Origin of the sequence: Sorangium sp. So ce1504 (genome assembly GCF_051521635.1) — a bacterium.
Taxonomy (GTDB): domain Bacteria; phylum Myxococcota_A; class Polyangia; order Polyangiales; family Polyangiaceae; genus Sorangium; species Sorangium cellulosum_B.
This window is the reverse complement of sequence record NZ_CP150365.1, coordinates 7,866,797-7,892,269: the sequence shown is the minus strand read 5'-3', so window position 1 is coordinate 7,892,269 and position 25,473 is coordinate 7,866,797. Positions and strand designations below refer to the sequence as shown.

The 25,473-nt window shown below is 70.3% G+C and carries 23 protein-coding genes and 1 pseudogene; 10 read left to right on the top strand and 14 right to left on the bottom strand.

Annotated features, from left to right (window positions below; genetic code table 11):
* Window positions 1–34: 34 nt before the first annotated feature.
* Together WMF39_RS29600 and WMF39_RS29595 are read right to left on the bottom strand one after the other, a co-directional pair.
* The gene (locus tag WMF39_RS29600) at window positions 35–1,465 is read right to left on the bottom strand and encodes an SPFH domain-containing protein (protein ID WP_437739838.1); all 1,431 of its coding nucleotides are present in this window, start codon (window positions 1,463–1,465) and stop codon (window positions 35–37) included.
* A gap of 184 nt (window positions 1,466–1,649) precedes the next feature.
* Complete coding sequence (locus WMF39_RS29595) at window positions 1,650–2,489, bottom strand: SDR family NAD(P)-dependent oxidoreductase (protein ID WP_437739837.1); 840 nt, start codon at window positions 2,487–2,489, stop codon at window positions 1,650–1,652.
* A gap of 31 nt (window positions 2,490–2,520) precedes the next feature.
* Between WMF39_RS29595 and WMF39_RS29590 the strand changes: the two genes are divergently transcribed.
* The 4 genes and pseudogenes from WMF39_RS29590 to WMF39_RS29575 all read left to right on the top strand — a co-directional run bounded on the left by WMF39_RS29590 (window position 2,521) and on the right by WMF39_RS29575 (window position 4,436).
* Entirely contained in the window at window positions 2,521–2,643 is a 123-nt protein-coding gene (locus WMF39_RS29590) for a hypothetical protein (RefSeq protein ID WP_437739836.1), read from the top strand.
* Between the two features lie 63 nt (window positions 2,644–2,706).
* Window positions 2,707–2,934, top strand: a pseudogene (locus tag WMF39_RS29585) (DUF3072 domain-containing protein); the annotation flags it as partial.
* Window positions 2,929–3,174, top strand: a complete 246-nt coding sequence (locus WMF39_RS29580; protein ID WP_437748048.1) for a DUF3072 domain-containing protein — start codon at window positions 2,929–2,931, stop codon at window positions 3,172–3,174. The pseudogene WMF39_RS29585 and the gene WMF39_RS29580, both read left to right, overlap by 6 nt.
* A 110-nt stretch (window positions 3,175–3,284) precedes the next feature.
* Window positions 3,285–4,436, top strand: coding sequence for a HEAT repeat domain-containing protein (locus WMF39_RS29575; protein WP_437739835.1), 1,152 nt, complete (start codon window positions 3,285–3,287; stop codon window positions 4,434–4,436).
* 136 nt (window positions 4,437–4,572) lie between these two features.
* On the opposite strand, the gene WMF39_RS29570 is transcribed toward WMF39_RS29575, so the two are convergent.
* From WMF39_RS29570 to WMF39_RS29545, 6 genes are all read right to left on the bottom strand, one after another.
* The gene (locus tag WMF39_RS29570) at window positions 4,573–5,127 is read right to left on the bottom strand and encodes a hypothetical protein (RefSeq protein ID WP_437739834.1); all 555 of its coding nucleotides are present in this window, start codon (window positions 5,125–5,127) and stop codon (window positions 4,573–4,575) included.
* A 128-nt stretch (window positions 5,128–5,255) separates the two neighbouring features.
* Window positions 5,256–5,795 (bottom strand): carboxymuconolactone decarboxylase family protein, encoded by a 540-nt coding sequence (locus WMF39_RS29565; RefSeq protein WP_437739833.1) that lies wholly within the window; start codon window positions 5,793–5,795, stop codon window positions 5,256–5,258.
* Window positions 5,796–5,870: 75 nt separating this feature from the next.
* Window positions 5,871–6,335: a MarR family winged helix-turn-helix transcriptional regulator gene (locus WMF39_RS29560; RefSeq protein WP_437739832.1), complete on the bottom strand. Its 465-nt coding sequence runs from the start codon at window positions 6,333–6,335 to the stop codon at window positions 5,871–5,873.
* A gap of 89 nt (window positions 6,336–6,424) precedes the next feature.
* Entirely contained in the window at window positions 6,425–7,744 is a 1,320-nt protein-coding gene (locus WMF39_RS29555; RefSeq protein WP_437739831.1) for a hypothetical protein, read from the bottom strand.
* A gap of 60 nt (window positions 7,745–7,804) precedes the next feature.
* Window positions 7,805–8,545, bottom strand: a complete 741-nt coding sequence (locus WMF39_RS29550; RefSeq protein WP_437739830.1) for a HEAT repeat domain-containing protein — start codon at window positions 8,543–8,545, stop codon at window positions 7,805–7,807.
* Between the two features lie 82 nt (window positions 8,546–8,627).
* Entirely contained in the window at window positions 8,628–9,023 is a 396-nt protein-coding gene (locus WMF39_RS29545) for a type II toxin-antitoxin system PemK/MazF family toxin (RefSeq protein WP_437748047.1), read from the bottom strand.
* Between the two features lie 302 nt (window positions 9,024–9,325).
* Here WMF39_RS29545 and WMF39_RS29540 point away from each other — a divergent pair, with 302 nt between their 5' ends.
* A complete protein-coding gene (locus WMF39_RS29540) occupies window positions 9,326–10,702 on the top strand; it encodes a serpin family protein (protein WP_437739829.1) in 1,377 nt (458 codons plus the stop codon).
* A gap of 91 nt (window positions 10,703–10,793) precedes the next feature.
* Here the strand turns inward: WMF39_RS29540 and WMF39_RS29535 are convergent, their stop codons facing one another.
* Window positions 10,794–12,311, bottom strand: coding sequence for a xylulokinase (locus WMF39_RS29535; protein ID WP_437739828.1), 1,518 nt, complete (start codon window positions 12,309–12,311; stop codon window positions 10,794–10,796).
* 136 nt (window positions 12,312–12,447) lie between these two features.
* Between WMF39_RS29535 and WMF39_RS29530 the strand changes: the two genes are divergently transcribed.
* Complete coding sequence (locus WMF39_RS29530; RefSeq protein WP_437739827.1) at window positions 12,448–13,482, top strand: zinc-dependent alcohol dehydrogenase; 1,035 nt, start codon at window positions 12,448–12,450, stop codon at window positions 13,480–13,482.
* Window positions 13,483–13,640: 158 nt separating this feature from the next.
* Entirely contained in the window at window positions 13,641–14,399 is a 759-nt protein-coding gene (locus WMF39_RS29525) for an SDR family oxidoreductase (protein WP_437739826.1), read from the top strand.
* A gap of 55 nt (window positions 14,400–14,454) precedes the next feature.
* On the opposite strand, the gene WMF39_RS29520 is transcribed toward WMF39_RS29525, so the two are convergent.
* Window positions 14,455–14,616 (bottom strand): hypothetical protein, encoded by a 162-nt coding sequence (locus tag WMF39_RS29520; protein ID WP_437739825.1) that lies wholly within the window; start codon window positions 14,614–14,616, stop codon window positions 14,455–14,457.
* 573 nt (window positions 14,617–15,189) lie between these two features.
* Here WMF39_RS29520 and WMF39_RS29515 point away from each other — a divergent pair.
* Window positions 15,190–15,345 carry an alpha/beta hydrolase gene (locus WMF39_RS29515; RefSeq protein WP_437748046.1) on the top strand — a complete coding sequence of 52 codons (156 nt, stop codon included), beginning with the start codon at window positions 15,190–15,192 and terminating at the stop codon, window positions 15,343–15,345.
* Between the two features lie 16 nt (window positions 15,346–15,361).
* Here the strand turns inward: WMF39_RS29515 and WMF39_RS29510 are convergent, their stop codons facing one another.
* From WMF39_RS29510 to WMF39_RS29500, 3 genes are all read right to left on the bottom strand, one after another.
* Window positions 15,362–16,219 carry a hypothetical protein gene (locus WMF39_RS29510; protein WP_437739824.1) on the bottom strand — a complete coding sequence of 286 codons (858 nt, stop codon included), beginning with the start codon at window positions 16,217–16,219 and terminating at the stop codon, window positions 15,362–15,364.
* A gap of 58 nt (window positions 16,220–16,277) precedes the next feature.
* On the bottom strand, window positions 16,278–16,649 hold the full coding sequence (locus tag WMF39_RS29505) for a hypothetical protein (RefSeq protein ID WP_437739823.1): 372 nt from the start codon (window positions 16,647–16,649) through the stop codon (window positions 16,278–16,280).
* Between the two features lie 216 nt (window positions 16,650–16,865).
* Window positions 16,866–21,896, bottom strand: coding sequence for a CARDB domain-containing protein (locus WMF39_RS29500; protein WP_437739822.1), 5,031 nt, complete (start codon window positions 21,894–21,896; stop codon window positions 16,866–16,868).
* 212 nt (window positions 21,897–22,108) lie between these two features.
* Here WMF39_RS29500 and WMF39_RS29495 point away from each other — a divergent pair, with 212 nt between their 5' ends.
* The gene (locus WMF39_RS29495) at window positions 22,109–22,936 is read left to right on the top strand and encodes an SDR family oxidoreductase (RefSeq protein WP_437739821.1); all 828 of its coding nucleotides are present in this window, start codon (window positions 22,109–22,111) and stop codon (window positions 22,934–22,936) included.
* Window positions 22,937–23,057: 121 nt separating this feature from the next.
* A complete protein-coding gene (locus WMF39_RS29490; protein ID WP_437739820.1) occupies window positions 23,058–24,278 on the top strand; it encodes a lanthionine synthetase C family protein in 1,221 nt (406 codons plus the stop codon).
* 43 nt (window positions 24,279–24,321) lie between these two features.
* On the opposite strand, the gene WMF39_RS29485 is transcribed toward WMF39_RS29490, so the two are convergent.
* Window positions 24,322–25,257 carry a hypothetical protein gene (locus WMF39_RS29485; protein WP_437739819.1) on the bottom strand — a complete coding sequence of 312 codons (936 nt, stop codon included), beginning with the start codon at window positions 25,255–25,257 and terminating at the stop codon, window positions 24,322–24,324.
* Between the last annotated feature and the right edge of the window lie 216 nt (window positions 25,258–25,473).

Genomic DNA, 25,473 nt, shown 5'->3' with positions numbered 1-25,473 from the left:
TGGGCTCCAACGCCGGACGACGGCGCGGACGAGCTCAACGCCGGCCGCTGTCCAGCCCGCTCTCCTCGGTCAGCTCCGCCTTCTGCGCGCGCGCCGACGGCACCTCGAGCCCTGCCGCGCGAGCCAGCCCCATCACCCCCTCCACGGCCGCCGCGATGTATCCGAACGGGTTCGCCCCATCGACGGCCGTCACGTGCACCTCTCCCATCCGCTGCTGGAACGCGGCGGCGAGCGCCGGCATCTGCTGCGCGACCGTCAACCGGATGACCTCCGGCGACACGGTGTTCTCGATCTCCCGGAGCGCCCGCGCGCGGTCGATCTCGATCTCCTGCGTGAGGCGCGCCTTTTTCGCCTCGATCTCGGCGATGGCGAGCTCGGCCTCGGCCACGAGCCGGCGCGCGCCCGCGATCGCCGCGCGCTGCCGGAGCAGGTCGATCTCATGGGCGCTCGCGGCCATCTTCGCCGCGTGGCGCGCCGCCTCCGCCTCCGCCTCGAGCGTCGTCTTCTCGATCTCGGCCCTCAGCGTGACCGCCGCGATCTGCTGCTCGTGGGCCAGCCGCGTCTCCTTCAGCCGCGCCTCGGAGGCGAGCTCCTCGAGCCGGGCCTTCTCGCTGGTCTCCTGGCGTCGCGTGCGCAGCTCGACCTCGGCGGAGAGCCTGGTCAGCTCGATCGCGCGCTGCGCCTCGGCCTCGCCCTGCCGGACCGCGCGCTCGGTGAGCAGCGACGCCTCCCTGGCCTTCCGCTCCTGCTCCTGGCGATAGTGCGCCTGCAGGTTGCCGAACACCGCCGGAGAGAGGATGCGCACGTCCTGGATCTCGATGGTATCGATGAGGACGCCCCACCCCTTGTCGGTGGCGTCCTCGGCGCTGCCGCGCCCGGAGACGACGGGCACGATCTCTCGTATCAGCTCGCTGGCGAGCCCTTCCTTCCGCCGCGTCAGGCATTCCTCGACGGAGAGGTTCGCGACCAGCCGGCGCGCGGCGCCGGCAAACATGTCCACGAGGAGCGCCTCGAGCTTCTCCTGCGCGCGCTCCGGGAACGAGAAGTTCAGCATCCGGAACGCGATGAGCGGCTCCGCGATGCGGTAGACGGCGAGCCCCGTGATCTCCACGCCGACCTTCTCGAGGGTGACCTGGTCGGCCGTGAACTGGAGCTTCTGGACCGTGGTCGGCACGATGGCGACGCTGTCGCCCGGGAGCTTGAAGCACGAGGCGCCCTGACCGGAGGTGGGCCGGAGGCTACCCCGCCGCATGTGAATCAGGTACTCGCTCGGCTTCGCGCTGACACGGCCCCATCTCTTGAGCTTCTCTGGATCTTCGGCCGGCTTGCCGGCGCGCCAGCCCTGATCGTACCGCCCGAGACCGGCCGCCCCGGTCCCGTGATCGTCCGCGTGGAGGACCGCCGCGGCGCCGCCCGGCACGCTGCCCTCATGGATGATGACCCTGCGTTGCTCGATGTGCGTCATGACCTCTACCTCGCGAGAACGGCTTTCGCAGGAAGCGGGCCAGGCAGGAGCCACGGCGAAGGAGGCGTCACGGGGCCGCGCCGCGCGCCGGCGACCCGCGATAGGCGAGGGCCCGATCCGGAATGGAGCGCAGCGCCGATCCGGAATGGAGCGCAGCGCCGGTCCAGGATGGAGCGCTGTCGCCTCATAACCAGGGAATTATCCGTCGGTGCTGCACGAGCTCACCATGAACTGCGCGCGTCGACTCGGCGGGTTGCGTGCAGATCCAGAGGACGTTCTTTGCGGCATCCGCTGGCGACTGCGCCGACGACATGTCGTCGAACCACGGGCGCGACGCGTCGGTGTCCACGAGCCCGGGGCAGAGCGCGGCGATGGTGAGCCCGCGCTGCGCGGCCTCGGCCTGCCGCTGGCGCGCATAGATCTTCATCGAGGCGACCTGCGCGACCTTGGATGGGATATTGATCCACGCCGGCCAGTGGTGGACCTCTGCTTCGCCGCGCTCGACCAGCTCGACGTACTCGTCCATGACGCGCTCGATGTCCTCGAGAGATCGCGTGGCGGGGTCGAAGCGGTGGTGCAGCCGAGAATCCAGCTTACCCAGGGAGCCGAAGGAGCTCGCGACCACGAGGAACCGCCCGCCGTCGCGCAGCAGGTGCCCGAAGGCGCCGATCATCCGGTAGGTGCCGTGGTTGTTCGTGTCGATGAAGGTGCGGACCTGGACCGCCTGCGGCAGGTCCTTCGCGATGCGCGCGGCCGCGTTCGAGAGCACGATATCTATCCCGCCGTGACGGCGCGCCACCGTCTCCGCCAGGGCCTGGACGCTGGCGTCGTCGGTCACGTCCAGCCGGGCCAGCGACGGCTGCAGGCCTTGCTCGCGCAGGCGCGCCACGGCCGCCTCGCCGCGCTCCGGATCCCGCGCCCCCAGGTACACGGTGCTGCCCGGCGGCAACTCCTGGCACAGACGGGCCACCATCGCGTAACCGAGGCCCTGGTTCGCGCCTGTAACGAGTGCGATTTTCGACATCGATCCCTCCTCACTCCCGCGCCGCGAAGACGTGGTGTTCGAGAAGTGCTACCTCAGCCTGGCTCGGGGCGCGACGATCGTCGTTCACGGCGCGCGCGATCCGTTCGACCCGCCCGGCTCCCGCAGGCTGAAGCGCTCGTTCTGCGGGACGTGACGACGAATCGCGCGGCGTCCTCGCGGGCTTGCCACGCGCGCTCCCGGGATTAGGAAACCGGAGATGAGCACGAAAAGAGACCAGCAGACGGCCGATCCCAGGGCCGCGGGGCAAGCAGGCGAACAGCGGCCCTCGAACGTCCAGAAGGATCCGCGCGACTGGAAGACGGGCGACGAGCGGATGACGGGCGCGCAGGCGTCGTACCTGCACACGCTCGCAGAGCAGCACGGCGAAGAGGTCCCCGACGACCTGACCAAGGCGGAGGCGTCCGAGAAGATCGACGACTTGCGGGACGCCGTGGGCGTCTCCGGCGGCGCGGAGGGGGCTGCCGGCGTCGAGAACACGCGCAAGGACCCCGAGCAGTGGAAGACGGGCGACGAGCCGATGACAGGAGCGCAGGCCTCGTATCTCCAGACGCTCTCCCAGGAGGCGGGCGTGGACTTCGAGGCGAACCTGACCAAGGCGGAGGCCTCGAAGCGCATCGACGAGCTGCAGGCGAAGACCGGGCGCGGGCAGAAGCTGCGGGAGTGACCCAGGCAGGGTGGGCGGCCTGAGCGAGGCCAGCCGGAGCGAAATCAGCCCTGCCGAGTCGTGTCGGGCAGCGCTTGCCGACTGCGCGCCAGCACCGCATGCATGGCTCCATGCCGCCCTCGCCCATCGCGCTCCTCATGATGGCGTTCGCCCTCCCTGCCTGCGACGGTTCCGCGGCGTCGGAGGTAGCGCCCGCTCCGCCGCCTCCTCCGCCTGCGGCGGCCGCCTCGCCGCCCACCTCGGCGACCCCTGCCGCTTCGGCCGCGCCCGCCGCTCCGCCGGCGGCCCCGCTGGCCGTGCTGAAGGGGGTCGACGTCTACGGCACCGACCGGTTCGACGGCGCCTGGGTGAAGACGCGCTTCGGCGACGTGCTTCAGCGCTTCTTCGGCACGGAGGACGAGGCGGAGAGGAAGGCCCTCGCAAAGGAGATGGTCGAGGTGATCCTCGCCGAGCACAAGGCGATCGGTTGGATCGAGCTCTCACCCATCATCTATTACGGCAGGGGCGAGGCCCTGAAGGCCTATGTCACCGTCGACGTGGTGGAGCGCAGGGATTTGAAGAAGCGCCTCACCTTCGGCCCGCAGCCCAAGGGCGATTTCGAGGATCCGGCGGGCCTGCTCGCGGCGTGGAAGGACTACCAGGAGACGTACTTCCGCATGATGTATGAGAAGGCGATCGGCCCTGAGCGCGCCGCGTGCCCCGCGTTTCATTGCCTGGGCGGCTACGAGCACGACAAGCTGCGCCCGTACGGCGAGAGATTCGTGAACGACGTTCCGCCGAACGAGGACAAGCTCATCCGCATCCTCGAGGCGGACAAGGACCCGGAAGACCGGGGCGCGGCGGCGTTTCTGCTCGCGCACATCAAGGATGGCGAGAAGCTCGTCTCGCTGATGCTGCCCATGCTGAACGATCCCGACGCCCTCGTGCGGAACAATGCCATGCGCGTGGTCGCGCACGTCGCCATGTTCCACCACGACGTGCCCGTCCCGCTGGCGCCGTTCCTCAAGGCCCTGGACGGCCCGACGACGACGGACCGAAACAAGGCGGCCGCCGTGACGTGGGGCCTCATCGACCGGCCGGAGGGCACGAAGCTTCATGCACAGGTCATCAAGGAGGCGGGGCCGACGCTCCTCAAGCTGCTCAAGCTCGAGCAGCCGAACAACCACGACTTCGCGTACCTGATCCTGAAAAAGGTGAGCGGGAAAGATTTCCCGGAGCGCGATTACGCGGCCTGGGAGAAGTGGCTCGCCGCGGCGGCGTAGCGGGCTTTCGTCGCTGACGCGAGCGCGTCACCGCCATCCCACCGAGGGGAGTCAAGGCCTGCTCGCGCCCGCCCAACGGCCTGCGGCCCTGCCGCCGCGCGTAGCGCGGCCGGTAGCAGCCGCGGATTGGGCCGCGTCAGTACTTGCGGGAAAAGGCACGCTCGACCCACGCCTCGATGTCCTCGTGGGAGCTCCCCGGGCCTGGCTCATCCGTGCCCGCGATGCGGCTGCGGATGTCGGCCATCGGCTTCGAGCAGTCGGTGACGCGCGAGATGCGTCCCGCCTCGAGCTCCACCTCGAGGACGTGGGCGTATTTCCACGCCGGGTGGAAGCCCATGTGAACATACAGATCGAGCAAGAAATCGCGCGCGAGAAGCAGGCCACCGCTGAAGGGGACGTGGAGCCCGACGCCTTCGTAGGCGGCCGTGAATCCCAAGGGCGTCTTCGGCTCCTGTGGCATCCTGTCCAACAGGGGAGGAGCTTCGCCTTCGAGCGCGACGTCCAGGCCGTCGAGGTACAGGGCGTTGTCGCGGAGCTCATAGCGACAAACGAAGCCACGCCAGCACGCAGTGCTCGCCGGGCGAACACGAAGTCCGTAGCTCGCCGGGTCGAACAGCTCGCCGCCGTTCACGCCCGCCAGGCTCCAGTCAGCGCCCGCATAGGCGACGTCGTCACCGATTTGCGCAGTCATACACCTGTTACCTCGAATCCTTCTGTCGTGGAGAGCCAGCGTACCTGACGCTTCCCCCGCCTTGTCAAGGAGACCAACGCGAGATCACCGCAGCGCTTCCGCTCTCGAGCCCCGCGCTTCTGTCGCGATCAGCGCAGCGCGTGGGAGCGGGTCATCCGGTTCGCGAACGTCGACAGCGTGTAGGTGCCGATACCGACGATCACCTCGAGGGCCTGCTCGGCGGTGAAGCCCGCGCCGAGGAAGGCGTCGAGATCGGCGTCCGGCACCTGGCCCCGCTCGCGCAGCGTCGCCTCGGTGAACGCCGCGAGCGCCTGGAGGCGCGCGTCGGGCGCCGGCCTTCGCTCGAACAGCGCCGCGGCGACCTCGGGGGAAGCCCCCGCGCGGAGGAGCAACCCGCGGTGCATCGTGCGGCAGAGATCGCAGCCGTTCTCGCCGGCGACGACCATCACCACGACCTCGCGCTCCACCGGCGAGAGCGTCGCCCCCTCGAAGACCGCGAGGAGCTCATCGAAGGCGCGCACAAGGAGCGGCGAGGTCGCGAAGCGCGCCAAGGGCAGCGGCAGGAAACCGAACTTCCGCGAAGCCCGCTCCAGCGCGGGGCGGGCCGCCGCGGGCGCCGTGTCGAGCGTGTGCGCAGGAAAGTGAGGGGAAGCAGCGGTCTGGCTCATGCGGGTCTCTCCTGAATTGGTTGTCTATGCAATTAATTGATGAGGAAGAAGGCGGCGTGGAGGGCGGGGCTACCTTCAGCCCTCGGGCTCGAGGTTCGCGAGGATGCGCTGCAGCGTGCGCCGGGTCGTGAGGAGATCGTCCTCCGGGATGCCGGCGCGCCCCTCGTCCACGAGGGCCTTGGCCTCGCCCGACAGGGCCTTGCGCAGCGCTCGCCCGCGCGCGGTGAGGTAGACGAGCCGCGCGCGCCGGTCCGTCGGATCGAGCCGGCGCTCGACAAGCCCGTCGCGCTCCATGAGCGCGAGGATCCGGCTCATCGTGGGCACGTCCCGGAAGGTGCGCTCGGCCAGGTGCGTCTGCGTGACGCCCTCCTGCTCCCACAGGCGGACGAGGACCATCCATTGCTCGGGCGTGATCTCGACGCCGTGCGCGCGGAAGCGCCGGTACATCGCGGCGCGGGAGGCGAGGTAGACGCGCGCCACCCAGAAGCCGAGCGCGTTGTCGAGGACGATCCCCCCGTCGGCCGTGAACTGGTCGCGCATGATGGCCGATCCTACCGCAAGGGATTTGGTTGTCAATGCAATCAATTCGGCCCGCTGCGAGCCGACCAGCCTGTCGAGCGACATGGCTCTCAGCGCGCCGCGAGCTGGGTCTCGAGCAGGTGCGCGAGCGCGCTCCGCCGCTCGTACATCGACGCGTGCGACGGAAACGATCTCCCGGACTGGGCCAGAGGACGAAGCTCCGCGTAGAGGGCGTCCCTGGCTATCGGCTCGGCCTGGAACGCCGAGCTCGTGGCCGGCAACAGGTAGCGCGGCACCGCGGTCGGCCCGGCATCCCTGGAGATGAGCAGATCGCGCATCACGTCGTCGCGGGTGATGAACTCCGCCCACGCGGCGGCCGCGGCATTGCAGGCCGGGTCGCCGGAGCATCCCTTTCGCCGCACGAAGGCGTCGGTGAACAGGAGGGGCGTGGCGCTGGTGCCGAGCGGGATCGTCGACACACGCAGCCCCTCGACGGGCACGCCCTGCGCCTTCATGAGCGTGACGGTCCGATGCAGGCGCTCGCTGTATCCCCAGTACCCGATCGCGTTGCCCTTCACGAACTCCTCGACCGGACCCTCCAGTGTCTCGTCGTACGTGCCGTCGATGCAAGGGTTCCTGTCACCCTGTCGACAGAGCTCGGCAAGCTGCTTGAGCGCCGCTGTGCTGCCGGCGTGAAGGGGTGGCTTCACGGCGTTGCTCAGGGTCAGCGGGTCCGTGGCATCGAGCCCGTTGTCGACGCGTGCGTCCAGGTAGAGGGCGGGTAGATCCCAGCTGCTCGCGAAATTCCCGAGGAGGGGCTTCCCGCTCTCGCGCGCGGCCTTCACGAGGCCGGCGATGCTGGAAGCGGCGTCGAGCTTCTCGGATCTCGTGACCAGGAAGAACCCGCAGCTGAGATGGGGTACACCCCACCAGACGGACTTGCCACTTCGGTCGATCTCGGCGCTGGCTGACCTGGCTGCGGCAAGGTAGTCGCGCTCCGGCACGGAAGGCCACGGCTCGAGGACGCCGGCGTCGATCAGATCGCCCAGCACCACGGTGTCGATCTCGACGAGATCGTGGCGACCGGACGCGAGCCATCCGGCGAGGCGCGTCGGATTGTGGTAGCTGTCATCGGACTTGACGAGGCGCAGCTCGAGATCGATCGCAACATGCTGCGATTCGAACCCGTCCTCGATCATCGTTCGCAGGGACGCGAAGTCATCGCCGGCGGCGTCTGGAATCCACGGGATGAGGGCAACGCTGAGCTTCGTGCGGCCAGGCTTGCCGGCGGAATCGACCGACGAGGCCGCCGGAGGCGGCGTGGGGGGTGGGCAGGGCATGCTGGCGGCGGTGCCCCCCACGCCTCCGCAGCCGGCAGCGGAGAGCGCGAGCACGGCGGTCCGCAGGCAGGCGCTCGATCGTCGGATCATGGCATGTTGTCCATGGACGGAGGCGCTGGCATGGCCTCGCGTGTGCGTGAATGGACCCGTTCAGGGGTTACCCTGGTTCGCACGAAGCTCCCCTACGAGCCGCTCGATCGTGAATCTCGATTCGTGCCACGACGTGTCGCTCCGGCTGGGACCGGAGGTCCGGTCCAGGAGCTCGTTCAGCTCGGGCAGCAGCGCGGACGCATCCCGGCCAAGGGCGGCGACCGCGCGCAGCCAGCCATCGAGCCGATAGGCAGCGAGCCAGGCGTCGAGCCGTGGACGCGACGCCGCAAGGATGGGCGCCAGCGGGTGTTCGTCGCCGCTGCGCGCGAGCGCCTCCACCGCCAGCCAGCGCACGGTGAACAGCTCGTCGGAGAGCGCACGACGGAGCGCCGGAGCCTGCTCGGGACACGGCGCAGCGCGCGCGAGCACGCGGGCTGCGGCGAGCCGCACGACGGGCCCCTTGCTCGTCAGGGCATCGGCCACCGTACCCAGAACAGGCTGCGCAGCCGCCCCAGCCTTCTCGAGGGCGGAGAGGGCGGCTCGCTGGACGTTAGGATTGGACGCAGCCACCCAGCGCGCCACGCTCTTCACGCCACGCTCGGTCGGGGCGACAGGCGGCAGCCACCTACCGAAACAACTCCGATAGTGAACCGGGCGGCCCCACGCCTCGGCCAGCGCGATCAGGAACCGCTCAGGCTTCGGCTTTTCCCCCGAAAGCCGCTCGATCGCCGCCTCGATGCGCGCCCGATCCTGGGCAAGCCTCGTCCTGAAAGCGTCCTCCGGGTCACCGCGGTGAGCCATTCATCCTTCTCCCCAGAAGCCGCGCTCGCACAACGCCACAGCCGCGGTGAAGTTGACCTGCCCCATGAGGTGCACCCCCTCGCTACCGCCTGAAGAACGACGCCTGCTGGAAGCGCAGGCCGGCCAGGATCTGCTCCACCCGTGCGTCGGACAGCGACCCGATCCGCTCGCCCAGGCGGGCCTTCTCGACCGAGGAGATCTGCGACACGACCACGACGCTCTGCCTGGGAAGGTTCCCCTCGCCCACATCGAGCAGGATGTTCCCAGGCTCGTTCGCCCGGTGCAAGTTCGACGTCAGCGCGCACACGACCACGGTCGTGATGCGCGAGTGGTTGAAGACGTCGTCCTGGACCACCACATGGGGATGGGAGTAGCTCGGGACAGGCCCCCGCGAGTCATCGGGCCCTATCCAGAACACGTCGCCGCGATCGATCCGCGCTGAGCGCGTGCCTGTCGGTTCTCCTGCGCCCTCGTCCATCTTCATGTGCCTCGCGCGTCGGCCCGAAGGATGGTCCGTGGCGCACCTCGGCGCAACCCGCTCCTGCTGCACGACCTTCCCAGCACACCACGGTGTCTGGCAAGGAGGCACAGGCACATCGACCCCGCCGAGCCATCGGTTGCGCCATCACCGGCGCCTCCCGGCTCACTCGTGAGCACCGCGCGCGGCTCATCTTGGCACAATCTGCTCCAGGCTTGCTGGCAGCGCTCGTCTCCCCGGGACAAACATGCGATTTGCGGCGCAAAAGCGCTCTGGCACGCAGGCTGCAAAACCCTGGCATCATGAGAACATCAATTGTCTTGGCGACCGTGCTCATGTCGGCTCTCGCGGGGTGCAGCTCGAACGATGGAGGCGGCACCGGCGGCGGTGGCCCGGACGAGGGAGAGGGCGGCTCGGGCCAGGGAGGGGGCGGCGGGGCCGTCGAGTGCTTCGAGAAGAAGGCGGGCTGCGTGCTGCCGTCGGACGCGGCGCGGATCGAGAGCCCGGTCGTCTCGGAGGAGGATCAGGTGTTGCTGACGCGCAACAACGCGAGCTTCGCGCTCGACCTCGGCCGCGTGCTCCCCAGCGCGAGCGGGAACCTCGTCTATTCGCCTTACAGCATCTCGACGGCGCTCGCCATGACGTACGCGGGCGCGCGGACCACCACGGAGCAGGCGATGGCCGCGGCGATGCGGTTCGAGCTCCCGCAGGAGCGGCTGCACCCGGCGTTCAACTACGTGGATCTCGAGCTCCACAAGCGCGCCGAGGGCTCCAGCAACGTCGAGGGAGGCGGCTTCCGGCTCCACACGGCCAACGCGATCTGGTCGCAGCTCGACCTCCCGCTCGAGCAGCCGTTCTTGACGGTGCTCGGCGAGAACTACGGGGCGCGCGTGCGGCTCGCCGACTTCGCCTCCGCGCCGGACGAGGCCGAGCGCCTCATCAACGCGTGGGTGAAGGACCAGACGGAGGGCATGATTCCGGAGCTCCTCAAGAAGAACGTGAACCCGGAGACGCTCGTCGTGCTCACCAACGCCATCTACTTCGACGCCGCGTGGCACACGCCGTTCAAAGAGGACGCGACGAAGGCCGGGGAGTTCCAGCGCGGCGACGGCACGAGCGTCACCGCCCAGATGATGCACGGCACACAGGAGACGCGCTACGGCGCCGGCGACGGCTGGGAAGCGGTGGAGATCCCTTATGCGGGCACCCCTGTCTCGATGTTCCTCGTCCTGCCCGCCGAGGGGAACGCGGACGCGCTGGCGGAGTCCCTCGACGGCGCGGCGCTCGAGACGATCATCGCCTCGACGCAGTCGCGGTCGGTCGACATCACGATGCCGAAGTTCTCGTTCGGCACCTCGGCCTCTCTCAAGAACGCGCTGACGGAGCTCGGCATGGGGGCCGCCTTCGGCCCCGGCGCCGACTTCTCTGGGCTGCTCCCGGTCGAACCGGACGAAGATCTCTTCATCCAGGACGTCATCCACAAGGCGGTCATCGACGTGGACGAGGCCGGGACCGAGGCCGCAGCGGCGACGGCGGTCCTCATCGGCTCCACGGGCTCAGGCCTCTTCCCCGAGCCCGCGGAGATCGTGCTGGACCGGCCGTTCTTCTTCTTCATCAGCGATCTGCCGACGGGGGCGCTCCTCTTCGCGGGGCGCGTCAACGATCCGACGGCGCACTGAGGAGACGTCGGCCAGGTCCTTCCAACCGTCGTCGGATCGGTAGGATCCTGATCATGACGCCTTCAATGAAAGCTCGACCTCCTCCGTGCGCCTAGTCCCTCGTGAAGGCCGAGAGGCGGCGCAGCAGCCCCGAGAGCTGCGGATACATGTCCCGGTAGATCCCCAGCAGCGCCGCGTAGCGCCCCCGGCGCCCGGCATCGGGATGGAACGTCGCCGTGGCGGTCCCGCGCATCGCCCTCGCGGCCGCCTCGATGCTCCCGGCCAGCCCGGCGCCGGCGGCCGCGCACATGGCGGCGCCCAGGCACGCCGCCTCGACCGTCTCGGACCGCTCGATGGCGACGCCCGTCGCATCGGCCATCACGGCGCACCAGAGGTCGCTCGCGGCCACGCCGCCGACCGCGGCGAACTCCGCGACCTCGATCCCCGCCGCGCCGCGCATCAGGTCCAGCACCAGCGCCTGCTCGAGCGCGACGCCCTCGATCAGGGCGCGGTAGACGTGGCCGCGCCCGTGCGCGTCCGTGAGGCCCAGGATCGCGCCGCGGGCGTCGGGATCCCAGTGGGGGTTCATGGCGCCCTCCCAGTAGGGCAAGAGCAGCAGGCCGCCGCTGCCGGGCGGCAGCGACGCCGCCTCGGCCTCGAGCGCGGCCATCGCGGCCCCGTCGCGCGGATCGACGCCCAGCTGGCGGCGCAGGTACCAGTCCGAGAGCAGCGCCCCGCTGCGCAGGCTGCTCTCCAGCACGTAGCCGCGGCCGGAGGCGCTCGTCATGGTCCGCCACGCCGGGTCCTGCCGCGGCTCGGGGCAAAAGACGCCGAAGACCACCGCCGTGCCGAGGTTCAGGTAGGCGCGCCGCGGGTCCAGGGCGTCGACGCCGAGCCCGGCCATCTGGCCGTCGCCGCCGCCGGCCAGCACCGGCGTGCCCTCGCGCAGCCCGGTGGCCGCCGCGGCGGCCGCCGACACCGCGCCGAGCGGCGCGCCGGGAGGGAGCGCCTCCGGCAGCCGGTCGGGCGTGATGCCGGCGGCGGCGCAGAGCTCCTCGGACCAGCGGCGCGCGCCGATGTCGAAGAGCGCGAGCGGGTCGGCGCTTGCCCAGCTGGTGCGGGCGCGCCCGGTCAGCGCCTGCACGAGGTACGCCTGCACGTCGCAGAAGAGGGCCGTGCGGCGGTGGGTGTCCGGCTCCTCGCTGGCCAGCCAGGCGATCTTGGGCAGCGCCGGGCCGAAGTCCGCGGCCTTGCCGGACAGCGCCCGCAGGCGGTCTCGCCCGATGCGGTCGATCACGGCGCCGAGGTGCCCGCGCGCGCGGCCGTCCAGCCAGAGCATGGCGGGGCGGAGCGGCTCGCCGTCGGGACCGAGGCAGGCGAAGGTCTCGCGCTGGTGCGCGATCGCGAGGCCAGCGATGCGGCCCGGGTCCACCGCGGCGGTGACGCCGGCGACCGCCTGGCACAGGGCGGCCCACCAGTCCCGGGGATCCTGCTCGAATCGCTCAGGAGCCGGCCGGGCCAGCGAGAGCGGCGCCCGGCCGGCGGCGTGCAAGCGCCCCTGGACGTCGAAGGCCGCCGCCTTGGCCGCGGTGGTGCTCAGGTCGATGCCAAGGACGAGGTCGGCCGGCATGGCGCCGTCAGCGCCCCGGAACGCAGGATTGACAAGCGATCACGGGCGCAGACTACAGTAGGGAATCGCGCCGGCACAATCGTCCAGCGCGGCGCCGCCGGGGAGCCGGCGGAGCTTTGAAAGGGAGTCTGGAACGGTGCGCGCAACCTTCATTCACGGTATCCGCGATGTCCGGCTCGGCGAGGTCGAACCTCCGCGGCCTCGCGAGGGCATGGTGACGATCCAGGTCGCGGGCTGCGGGATCTGCGGCAGCGATCTGCACTATTACCTGGAGGGCGGGATCGGCGCGGCGCAGGTCCGGGACCCCTTCGTGCCAGGGCACGAGTTCGCCGGCTGGGTCGTCGACGACCACCCGGCGCTGGGCCTGTCGAGGGGCCAGCTGGTCGCCGTCGACCCCGCGCACGCCTGCGGCCGCTGCGAGTGGTGCCATCGCGGCCACGTGAACCTGTGCCCGCACGTGGAGTTCCTTGGCGCGCCGCCGCTCCACGGCGGCATGGCGGAGCGGCTGGCGGTGCGCCCCGAGCAGCTGGTGCCGGTCCCCCGCGGCTTCTCGGTGCGAAAGGCCGTGATGCTGGAGCCGCTGGGCGTCGCGATCCACGCGATGGACCTGGCGCGGCCCCACCTGCAGGAGACGGTGGCGGTGCTGGGGTGCGGGCCGATCGCCCTGTGCCTGGTCCAGCTCGCGCGCCTGGCCGGCGTCGAGCGCGTCTTCGCGATCGACCCTGTCGCCTACCGGGCCGAGGCCGCGCGCCGGCTGGGCGCGCACGACGCTGCGCCGACGTTCGCGGCCATCGCGGAGTGGACGGGCGGCCGCGGCGTCGATCTCGTGATCGAGGCGACGAACTCGCCCGAGGGCTTCCACCACGCGGCCGAGGCCGCGCGCATCGGCGGGAGGATCCTGCTGGCGGGCATCCCCGAGGGCGATCGCTATTCGCTGCCGGCGGCGCTGTGCCGCCGCAAGGGGCTGAAGATCAAGTTCTCCCGGCGCATGGGGCACGTGTACCCGCGGGCGATCCGCCTGGTCGCCGAGGGGGCGGTGGACGTCGAGTCCATCGTCACCCACCGGTTCGACCTGTCCGAAGCCGAGAAGGGCTTCCGCCTGCAGGCGGATTGCCAGGACGGGGCGCTGAAGTCGATCATCGTTCCGGACGAAGGCGACACGCCGTTCTGATCGGGGTCGTCGCGCGGGGTCTCCAAGCGAGGCGGCGCGGCTGTCATTTTTCCTTCGCCCCATGTCACACGAGCTATACCCGCTTCGTCATTGACGGCGAGCGCGGGGTCACAGGAGCAAGGCGCCGGTCGCTCGCGTGATCGACAAGGGAGAAAGACATGAAGATCGTGGTTATCGGTGGGACCGGGCTGATCGGGACGAAGCTCGTGCGCAGGCTCCGCCAGCAGGGCCATGAGGTCGTCGCGGCGTCGCCTTCCTCGGGCGTCAACAGCCTCACGGGCGAGGGGCTCGCCGGAGCGCTCGCAGGAGCCGAGGTCGTTGTCGATGTGGCGAACTCGCCGTCGTTCGAGGACAAGGCGGTCCTCGACTTCTTCGAGACCTCGGGCCGCAACCTGCTCGCCGCCGAGGCCGCCGCGGGCGTCAAACATCATGTGGCGCTCTCGGTGGTCGGCACCGATCGAATGCTCGGCAGCGGCTATTTTCGCGCGAAGATGGCGCAGGAGGCGCTGATCGAGGCCTCCGGGATCCCCTACACCCTCCTGCGGGCCACGCAGTTCTTCGAGTTCATGGACGGCATCGCGCGCTCCAGCGCTGACGCTGAGCGGGTCCGCCTCTCGTCGGCGCACCTGCAGCCGATCGCGTCCGAGGACGTCGCCGAGGCCCTGGCCGACGTCACGCTCGGGGCGCCCGTGAACGGCATCCTCGAGGTGGCCGGCCCCGAGAGGCGCCCGCTCGCCGAGTTCGTCGGCAAGTACCTGAGCGCGAAGAAGGACCGCCGCGAGGTGATCGCCGACGCGGAAGCGCCCTATTTTGGTCTCCGGATCGACGATCGGTCGCTCACCCCGGGCGACGGCGCGCGCGTCATGCCGACGCGCTTCGACGACTGGCTCGCCCTGTCGCTGGCTGGCGCGGCGTGAGGCATACGATGGAACGCTCAATGCGAGCTATCGATCGTATCCCTGCGAGGCGTGATCAGCGCCGTCCGAGCGGCTTCACGACGAGCGCCCCGGTCTTGACATAGCGCTCGTAGACGACACGCAGCTCCGCGTCGTTGAGCCCCTGCTCGTCGTCGATGATGTAGACCCCGCGCTGCGGGTCGCGGTAAACGTTCGCCTGGAACTCTTCCCAGCTCATGGTTTCGTCTCGGTCCGGCGTGGAGTCGTCGGACTCGGACGAAGAGGAGGGCTCCGTGCCGCCGCAACCGGCGAGCGCGAGCGCCACCACGGGCACGCAGAGAAGGACAGACAGGGAGCTCCCGACGCGGCTCCTGGACAGACGTCTCGAAGACGATCCTTGATTCATTGAAACACCTTTCACGGTAAGGTCACACGTTGTTCGCAACCAAGAGAATCCTGCCGGCGGCGATTGGACATTCAGCGCCGCGAGCATCTGGCATATTTACACAGGAATCGAGGGACATGGAAGTCCCATGCGGGAGTAGCAGGGCGCTTTCATCGCCGCATCGCCGCATCGCCGCATCGTCGCATCGCCGCGTCGCCGCCAGCGGGGGTGCGGTCTCGGTGGTGACTGCGCCTTGCGAGCCAGGAGGATGACGAGAAGCGCGCACAGCGTCTGCCACAGGTCGTGTAAATCGAATGAATCCGGCGCGCCTGGGCTACTTCGGCCCCATCACGGCGCGCGTCGGAGGGGGTCGACTTGGCTCCGGGGTCTGCGGGGTGGTGACGAAGTGATTTTCACCCGCTTCCTCTGTACCCTCTTCGTTCGCGGGGAGGTCTTGTCACGATCCAGGCCGGGCCGTGTGGGCACATCAACGTCGACGCCGGCTTCGGGCCCTGGCCCGAGGGGGAGCGGCTCCTCGCGGCGCTGATAGGGGAGCCCGTCTCACGGGTGTTCCGCGCTTGAGTTGGCGAGCGCCGTCTCAGCGATTCTCGGCCTGGGCCGGGACTTCGAGGCGCAACGCCCAGGCCTCGTACGCCGGCACGCCCAGCGCGGCGAGCGAGGGGAGGATCACGCGGTCGATCCGGTCGTAAAAGGCGCGCGCCGCGGCCGGACGCGAGGGGATCCCGAGGTTCGGGCCGGCGGGCGGAGGCGCCTCGGGGAGCGGCTCGCCGTCGGCGCGCGAGGCGCCGGCGTGGATGCGGTCGTAGTGCGCGAGCGAGAACGCCAGATCGGCGGCGAGCCAGTCGCGCTCGTCGTCGGTGAGGCGAGGAAAGACGAGGCGCGCGAGCGCCCAGCCAAAGCGGTCGTGGAGGATCTCGTCCCGCAGGAGGGTGCCCACGACCACCTGCAGGCAAGGATCGGTGGTGTGCTGCTGGAGGACGTCGAGGATGCCGACGGACGCGGATTCGCCCACGCAGAACATCGATGCGGTCCACCGGGCGACGAAGAGATGGGCCGGGAGGCCGTTCCGCGGGAGGTGGAGATCCGAGGGGGCGAGCGTCGCTCCGTGGTTGCCGCCGAGCGCGTCGGCCGCGCGCGCGCAGAGCTCGGTGTGGCGAGCCTCGTCCTGGAGGAGGCGCGAGGCCGCGGTCGTGACCTCCAGGGGCAAGCGCAGCTCGGCGAAGCGGGCGATGAGCTCGCCGAAGACGATCATGGAGCGGTATTCGGCGACCGCGCGCGCGGCCCACGCCTGGCGGGCGATCTCGACGTCGGCTGGCGGGAGCGCCGCCGGGTCGAGGCGGTCCCACGGGGGCGCGGGGTAATGGCGATCGAGGAAGCGGCGGTGGAGCGTCGCGAAGAGCCGCTCGGTCGTGCCGAGAGGGAACGCGGTGTTCATGAGGGGATGGGGCGCGGCCGCCGGCGAGCGAGGGGGGCGGCGGGAGGTGTCGCTCGCGTCACGGCTTCGTGCGCGGCGGCGTGTTGATGTGCAGCGGCGACGTCGGCGGGGGTTGTCCGGGCGGAGGACGACCCACGGTCGCGGAGGATGACGCAGGGGGCGCCGTCGGCGGCACTGGCGGGGGCGTGTTCACGTCCACCGGCGGCTTGGGCGGGGCGTCGCTCGGATTGGCCTCCGGAGCTTCCGGCGGGGTCGCGGAGGACGAGGACTCGGTGGGCGCCGCGGTCGGCGTCGGCGGGACGTGGTCGATGGGAGCCCGTTCGTTGATCGTGTGGTCGGGCGCGGAGCTCCCGCCGCAGCCGGTGACGAGCGCGGCAGCCGCCAGGAAATGGGCGCGAACACGGGCGAGGCGCTGCGGGTCGAGGGGCATGCGGCGAGCCTAGCGGGGCACGCGGGGGTTGGGAAGCGGGAGAGGGGAGCGATGGGGGCCTGGTGCTTCAGCTCGACGACGCGGCGATGGGGCCGCTCTGCACGCGAGTCGTGCAGCACGCGCCCTCGACAACTACCTCATTTATCCATTCCTTGGTTCTCCGCCTCGAGCCGGGTGAGCGCGGTCACGTCCGCGAAATGTGGAAGCGGGCGATGATCAGAAGCTGACGACGAGCTCGCCGCCTGCCGTGGCGTTGTTGCCCTCGCGGAGCTCGGGGACCTCGCCGTAGGCGTCCACGATGGCCCCGAGCGTGTAGGTGTCCACGGAGACGTAGGTGTCAGCGGAAACGAGGAGGCTCTCGCACTGGCCTACGCCGAGGCTCGGCACCCAGGCGCCTCCGGCGAGGAAGTCAGCCGTCGTGATCGTCGCGTCGGCCGACAGGCGGACTTCCACCATGGTGCCGTAGCTCGGGGCCGTCCCCTCGTTGCACACGGTGACCGAGGCGTCGAAGAGGCTGCCCTGCGTGGCGCTCGGCGGACCGCTCACCGCGGAGACGACGAGATCGGGGCCGTAGCCGATGGCCATCCGCTCGCCGGCGGCGGCGTTGTTGGTCTCGATGAGCTCCTGGACCGGGCCGTTCAGGTCCACGATCGCGCCGAGATGATAGGCGCCGTCAGGAGCGTAGGCGCCGGCGGCCACGGTGACGCCTTCGCACTGGCCAGGGCTGAGCCCGGGGACCCAGCTGTTGCCGATATGGATATCGGAGGGCGTGACCGTCCCGTCTGACGACAGCAGCACATCGACGCTCGTACCGCCGCTCGGGGTCGTGCCCTGGTTGCACACGGTGACGATGGCGTCGAAGCCGCTGCCCGGCGCGGCGGTCGATGGGCCGCTCACGGACGCGATGAGATCCGGCCGGTAGCCGACGCCGAACACGCTGCTTGCGTTGGTGTTGTTGGTCTCGATGAGCTCCTGCGTCCACGCGTAGGGGTCCACGATGGCGCCGAGGTGATAGGTGCCGTCGGGCGCCGCCAGGGAGGTGGAGATGGTCACGACCGTGCACTGGTCAGGATCCAGGTACGGCACCGGCGCGCTTCCGAGGTAGAATCCGGTGTAGGCCGCGTGATCGTCGGTCGCCAGTCGCAGCTCCACGTCGCCGCCGTAGCTCGGCAGCGTTCCCTGGTTGCAGACGGTGACCTCGGCGTCGAAGCTGCTGCCCGGGAGGGCGCTGGGCGGGCCCTCCACCGCGGAGACGATGAGGTCCGGTCCATGGCCGACGCCGAGCACGCTGCCCGCCGCGGCGTTGTTGGTCTCGATGAGCTCGGGAGTCCAGCCGTACGGATCGACGATCGCGCCGAGGTGATAGGCGCCCCAGGGCACGTACGACGCGCTCGCCGGGAAGGTCACGGTGGCGCACTGGCCCGGCGCCAGGTGCGGCACCGGCCCGTTTCCGGCCAGGAAGTCGGCCGTCGTGATGGTCGCGTCCAAGGAGAGGCGCAGCTCCACGTCGCCGCCGTAGCCCGCCTGCGTGCCCTGGTTGCAGACGGTGACCTCGGCGTTGAAGTTATCACCCGGTGCGAGGCTCGGCGGTCCGCTCATGGCGGAGACGATGAAATCCGGCCCGAAGCCGACGCCGATCACGCTGCCCGCCACAGCGTTGTTGCTCTCGATGAGCTCGACGAGCGATTCGCCCGGGTCCACGATCGCCCCGAGGTGGTAGGCGCCATCGGTCCCATAGGCGCTCGCGGGGACGAGCACGGAGGTGCACTGTCCAGGGCTCAGGCCGGGCACATAGCCGCTCCCGGCGTGGATGTCCGCGGGCGAGATCGCGTCGTCGCTCGACAGGAAGAGCTCGAGGTCGACCCCGTAGCTCGGGGACGTGCCCTGGTTACAGACGGTGGCGGAAGCGTCGAAGACGCTGCCCGGCGGGGCGCTGGGCGGGCCGCTGACCGCCGAGACGACGAGGTCGGGCTGGAAGCCCACGCCGATGAGGTCGCCCGAGGCGGCGTTGTTCGACTCGATCAGCTCTTCGTGCCAGTCGTTCACATCGACGATCGCTCCGAGGTGATACGCGCCATCGGGAACATAGGCGCTCGCGAGGACGAGCACGGAGGTGCACTGCCCGGGCGCCAGGAAGGGGACCATGCCGGCGCCAGCGTGCGTGTCGTCTTCCGTGATCGCGGCGTCGTCGGACAGGTAGAGCTCCACGTCGCTGCCGTAGCTCGGCTGCGTGCCCTGGTTGCACACGGTGACGGAAGCGTCGAAGCCGCTGCCCGGCATGGCGCTGGGCGGGCCGCTGACCGCGGAGACGATGAGGTCGGGCCAGTTGCCGACGCCGATCACGGCGCTCACCTCGGCGTTGTTCGTCTCGATGAGCTCGGGAACCCAGTTGTCCCGGTCGACGATCGCGCCCAGGTGATAGGCACCGTCGGGCACGTACGCGCTCGCCGGGAAGGTCACGGTGGCGCACTGGCCCGGATCCAGGTACGGCGCCGGACCGCTGCCAGCAGGGGAGTCGGCGATCGTGAGGGTCGCATCCGCGGAGAGCAGCAGCTCCACCTGGGTGCCATAGCTCGGCTGCGTACCCTGGTTGCAGACCGTGACCGACGCGTCGAAGCTTCCGCCAGGGATGATGCTCGGCGGCCCGCTCACGGCGGAGACGACGAGATCCGGCGCGTGGCCGACGCCGATCACGCTGCCCGCCGCGGCGTTGTTGGTCTCGATGAGCTCGGCGATCGCGCCGCTCGGGTCCACGATCGCGCCGAGGTGATGCGCGCCGTCGGGCACATAGGCGCTCGCGGGCACGACGACGGCGGCGCACTGCCCGGGGTTCAGCCCGGGGACGTAGCCGTTCCCGGCGTGGCTGTCCGAGGGCGTGATCGCCCCGTCGTTCGACAGCAGCAGCTCGACGTCGACGCTGTAGCTCTGCGTCGTGCCCTGATTGCAGACGGTGACGGCGGCGTTGAAGCTGCTGCCGGGGGTCACGCTCGACGGCCCGCTCACGGCGGAGACGACGAGGTCGGGCCAATAACCGACGCCGATCAGATCGCCCGGCGCCGCGTTGTTGGTCTCGATCAACTCGGGCTGCCAGCCGTGCGGATCGACGATCCCGCCGAGGTGGTAGGCGCCGTCGGCCACGTAGACGCTGGCGGGGATCGTCACGGCCGCGCACTGGCCGGGATCCAGGTAAGGCGTCGGCGCGCCGCCCGCGAGCGCGTCGGCCTCCGTGATCGTGGCGTCGGCGGACAGGCGCAGCTCCACCATGCTGGAGCCCGGGGTCATGCCCTGATTGCAGACGGTGATCTCCGCGTCGAAGCCGCTGCCCGGCAGGACGCTGGGCGGGCCGCTCACGGAAGCGACGGTGAAGTCAGGCAAGTAGCCGATGCCGATCAGAGCGCCTGAGGCCGCGTTGTTGGTCTCGATGAGCTCGGGGACCCCGCCCTGCGGGTCGACGATCGCGCCGAGGTGGTAGGCACCCTCGGGCACATGAGCGCTCGCCGGGAAGGTCACGGTGGCGCACTGGCCCGGATCCAGGTACGGCACAGGACCGCCGCCGGCGAGGAAGTCGGCGGTCGTGAGCGTCGCATCCGCGGAGACGCGCAGCTCCACGTGGGTGCCGTAGCTCGTCTGCGTGCCCTGGTTGCAGACGGTGACCGACGCATCGAAGCCGCCGCCGGGGAACACGCTCGGCGGCCCGCTCACGGCGGAGACGATGAGATCCGGCCGATAGCCCACGCCGAGCAGCCCGCCCGACGCGGCGTTGTTGGCCTCGTTCAGCTCTTCTTGCGAGTTGTACAGATCGACGATCGCGCCGAGGTGATAGACGCCGTCTGGCACGTAAGCGCTCGCCGGGATCGTCACGGCGGCGCATTGCCCCGGATCCAGGTACGGCGCCTGGGCGCCGCCGGCGGGCGGGTCGGTCCACGTGATGTTGTCGTCGGGTGACAGGCGCAGCTCCAGGGCGGCGCTGTAGCTCGGGCTCGTGCCCTGGTTGCAGACGGTGACGGTGGCGCCGAAGCCGCTGCCCGGAAGGGCGCTCGGCGGGGCGCTCACCGAGGAGACGATGAGATCCGGCCGATAGCCGACGCCGACCACGGCGCCAGCTGTGGCGTTGTTGTTCTCGATGAGCTCGGGAACCCCATCGTACGGATCGACGATCGCGCCGAGGTGATAGGCGCCGTCAGGCACGTAAACGCTCGGCTGGAAGGTCCGGGTCGCGCACTGCCCCGGATCGAGGTACGGCACCGAATCGCCGCCCAGGGGGGCGTCGGCCGCCGTGATGATCGCGTCCGAAGAGACGTACAGCTCCACGTTGCTGCCGTAGCTCGGGGTCGTGCCCTGGTTGCAGACGGTCACCAAGGCGTCGATGATGCCGCCAGGCGTCGCGCTCGGCGGCCCGCTCACCGCCGAGACGACGAGGTCCGGCTGGTAGCCGACGCCGAGCAGCCCGCCCGCCAGCGCGTTGTTGGACGTGATGAGCTCCTCGTCCCAGCCGTTCTCGTGCGCGATCGCGCCGAGGTGATAGGCGCCTTCGGGGACACTGGCGCTGGCGGGCATGGTCACCGACTCGCACTGGCCAGGATCCAGCCATGGAACCGGAATGCCGCCGAGGAGGTGATCCGACGGCTCGATCGCGGCGTCCGGCGAGAGGAGCACATCCACGAGCGCGCTCTGGCTCGGCGTCGTGCCCTGGTTGCACACCGTGGCCTGGACCTCGAAGCCGCCGCCGGGGAGCGCGCTGGGCGGGCCGCTCACGGCCGAGACGATGAGATCTGGGCCATAGCCGATGCCGATCTCGCCTGCGACCGCCGCGTTGTTGGTCTCCGACAGCTCGATCACCTGCTCGAACGAGTCCACCACGACGCCGAGCGTGTACGCGCCATCGGGCACCGCCGCGGCGGTCTGGACGCCGAGCTCGACGCATTGCCCCGCGTCGAGATACCCCAGCGGCGCATAGCCGGTGATGGGATCCGACGGTGTGATGATGTCGTCGTCCGACAGACTCACCTCGACCTGGGTGCTGTAGCTCGCCGAATTGCCCTGGTTGCACACAGTGACCCACGTCGTGAAATAGCCGCCCGGCAGGACGCTGGGCGGCGCGCTCGCGCTCGAGATCACGAGGTCCGGCTCGTCGCCCGTGAGCGCCCCGGTCGCGGCCCCGAGCGGCTCGGGTTCGCCAGGGGGTCCGCTGCTCCCGCACCCCACGGTCATCGCCAGCATGCCGAACACGAAGCACGCCCGTCGCACCAGAGATACTCTTAGGCTGAGCATAGAGAATCAGGAGAAGCTGGGGGCGCGTCCACGTCAAGGGGGTCGCGATTCTCGCTGGAGTTTCGCGGGATAGGGACCTTGCGCCGTCACGAGGCGGGGGGGGCGCCTCGGCGTCCCTGGCGTCTTCGGTGGCGAGGCGCGCGCGCGGTGGCCTTGCGCTCACCGCTGGAACCTGAGAGAGGAGCGCCATGAACGGGAAGGTCTGCGTCGTCACCGGCGGCAACACGGGCATTGGCAAGGAGACGGCCCGCGGCTTCGCTCAGCGCGGCGCGAAGGTGGTGCTGGCGTGCCGCGACACGGGCAGAGGGGAGGCGGCGCGCGACGACATCGCGCGCTCCACCGGCCGCAAGGACGTGGAGGTGATCGCGCTGGATCTCGGGAGCAAGGCGAGCATCCGCGCCTTCGGCGAGCGGTTCCGCGCGGCGCACGAGCGCCTGGACGTCCTTGTGAACAACGCCGGGGTATGGCGGAGCTCGCGCGGCACGACCGAGGACGGGCTCGAGGCGACGTTCGGAGTGAACCACGTGGGGACGTGGCTGCTCACGCAGGACCTCCTCCCGCTCCTGAAGAAGAGCGCGCCGTCGCGGGTCGTGGTCCTGTCCTCGAAGCTGCACTACCGCGGCCGGATGGACTGGGAGGACCTGCAGTTCGAGCGGCGGAAGTACGGCACGACCGCGGCATACGCCCAGTCGAAGCTCGCGAACGTGCTCTTCACCAAGGCGCTGGCCCGGCGGCTCGAGGGCACCGGCGTCACCGTCAACGCCGTCCATCCGGGGGTGGTCAGGACTGACCTGATGCGCGATTATCCAAAGCTCCTTATGAAGCTCTTCAACCTGTTCCTGCTCACGCCCGAGCAAGGGGCCGAGTGCTCGCTGCACGTGGCCACGGCGCCGGAGCTGGCCGGGGTGACGGGCGAATACTTCGAGAAGAGCCGCATCAAGCCGGCGGCTGAGGCGGCGCTCGACGAGGCCGCGCAGGAGCGGCTCTGGAAGCTGACCGAGGCGCTGGCGGTGTAGAGGCCGCGCGGCGGCCTGTGGTCGAGCGCGACGCTCGCCCGAGGCGCCGGCAGGTCTCCTCCTCCGCAGCCGCTCACCCTCCTGAAAAGAGCTACACTCGCGGAGCAGGCAAAGGCACCGCATGCTGCACGAACCCGAACGCCACGAGGCATTGACATCCATCGCATGGGACGAGGACGTCGCGCGCGACGCCATCCAGGGCATCGTTCGCGACACCGAGGCGCGCTTCTCGGAAGACGCGTACTGGCCGCTGCACCCGAAGGACGTCGAGCCCGGCGACGACCCGAGCCAGCCGGCGCTGCCGCTCTACCACGGCGCTTCAGGCGTCATCTGGGCGCTGCGCTACCTGCATGCGGTGGGGGCGGCGCCGGACGCGAGGCGCTATACAGAGCAGCTCGACGAGCTCGTGCCACGCAACCGCGCATGGCTGGCCTCGATGCCGGGTGATGAGAGCGCCGCGTTCATGATGGGGGAAACGCCCATCCTCCTGATGGCGCAGGGCGAGCGGCCCACCGAGGAGCGAGCCGATCGGCTCGCGGCGCTCATCGAGCGCAACCTCGAGCACCCGGCGCGGGAGCTGATGTGGGGGGCGCCCGGCACCATGCTGGCGGCGTCGTTCCTGCACGAGCGCTTCGGCGACGCGCGCTGGGCCGATCTCTTCCGCCGCACCGCCGCGCGCCTCTGGTCGCAGCTTCAGTGGTCCGATGAGCACGGCTGCCATTACTGGTCGCAAGACCTCTACGGCCGCCGGAGCACCTATCTCGACGCCGTCCACGGGTTCGTCGCGACCGCGCGTGCGCTCCTCCATGGCCGGCACCTGCTGGACGCCGGCGACTGGGCAGCCTGGGAGCAGGTCATCGCCACCACGATCGGGCGGACAGCCACGCGAGAAGGCAAGATGGCCAGCTGGCCAGCGCAGCTGGCTTCACAAGGCGATGCCCCGTACCCCCGGCTGATGCAGTTCTGCCACGGCGCGCCCGGCTTCGTCATCTGTCTTGCCGAACTCCCCAGCTCCACGCTCGACGAGCTCCTTTGGGCCGCTGGCGAGGCGACGTGGGCGGCCGGGCCTCTTTGCAAAGGCTCGAACCTTTGCCATGGCACGGGCGGAAACGGCTACGCCTTCCTCAAGCTCCACGAGCGCACGGGCGACGCTCTCTGGCTGGATCGCGCGCGCGCCTTCGCGATGCACGGCATCCTGCAGACGCAGGAGGACGCGCGCCGGTACGGACAGCTGCGCTACTCGCTCTGGACGGGCGATCTGGGGTTCGCGATCTACCTCTGGGATTGCATCCGCGCCAAACCGGCTTTCCCGACGCTCGATGTCTTCTATCCGCCCGCGTAGCGAAGCCCTGGAGGCGCCGCGGCCTCGCTCGGCCCACTGCGTCTCAGGGGCAGCTCGGCCGCCAAGCGTCGTCGGCGAAGTACCTGGCGATGAGGTCGTGGAGCGGGCGATCGTAGTCGCGCAGCTCGGCCCGCGTGTTGATCTCGTTGTGGATCCCGTTCGTGGGGATCGCCTCGGTGTTGGCGTCGAACCAGGACTGGACCCCCTCGGCCCAGTATTCGTCCTTGTTCGTCGCCGCGTAGGTGTTCTCCCATTTCCCGGCCTGGAGCGCGGCATCGAAGACGTCCTCGAGCTCCCTGTTGAACGCCGGCTCGACGAAGGCGATGCCCATGATCGCGATGGCGTGCGAGAACTCGTGCACCAGGATGTCCTCGCCGAGGTACGGATCGCTCGGATAACACAGGACATTCTCCTCGGCGCAGGAGCTCGCGGGCCGGGCGGGGGTCGCGCCGAGGCCGCGGGCGCGCGTGTCCCAGTCCGTCCCCGGGAACGCCTCGTACAGGTCGCTGTGCTCGGGGATGTCGGTTGTCACCTCCGTCTCCGCCATCACGGCGACGCGCGTGTGGTTCTCGATCATCGCCTGACGCACGTCGTCGCGTTGGCCGAGCATGCGGACGACCACCGAGCAGGTGCGCAGCAGCGCCGCGTCTGGCACCTTCTCGGAGCTGATGACGGGAATCCCCGCGGCGTCGATGTACTTCCTGTAGAAGGGGTCGAACCCCAGCTCGGGCGGCACCTCCGAGACGCTCCCGCACTCGCCCTCGGGCTCTCCTCCTCCTCCGCCGCCGCCGCCGCTGCCGCCGGCCCCGGCGCCCGTCGCGGCGCTGGAAGTCGCGCCCTCGGCCGCGCTCGAGCTGGCCTCCGCGGCGCCGCCGGAGCCGCCGCTGCCGGCTGGACCCGCGCCGCCGCCGCCCGCGCCACCCTCGTCGGCCGGCGACTCAGAACAGGCGGCCAGGGCGCAGGTGAGGAGAGCGATCAAAGCAACTCGTCCATGCACGCTTTCACGCATGCGCCCGAGGCTACAAGAGCTCAAGCCAGCATCCAAGGCGCGAGCCGGCTGAATGCGCAGTTGACCGTGTCAGCCGGCGCGGCCCCCTGGCGGTGACGGCGCAGGAGCTGGCACAGCCCGGCGCACGGCGAGCCACGCCGTGCGGCCGAAGGACTGGATTCCACGAGCTTTCTGCGCCGCGCCAGG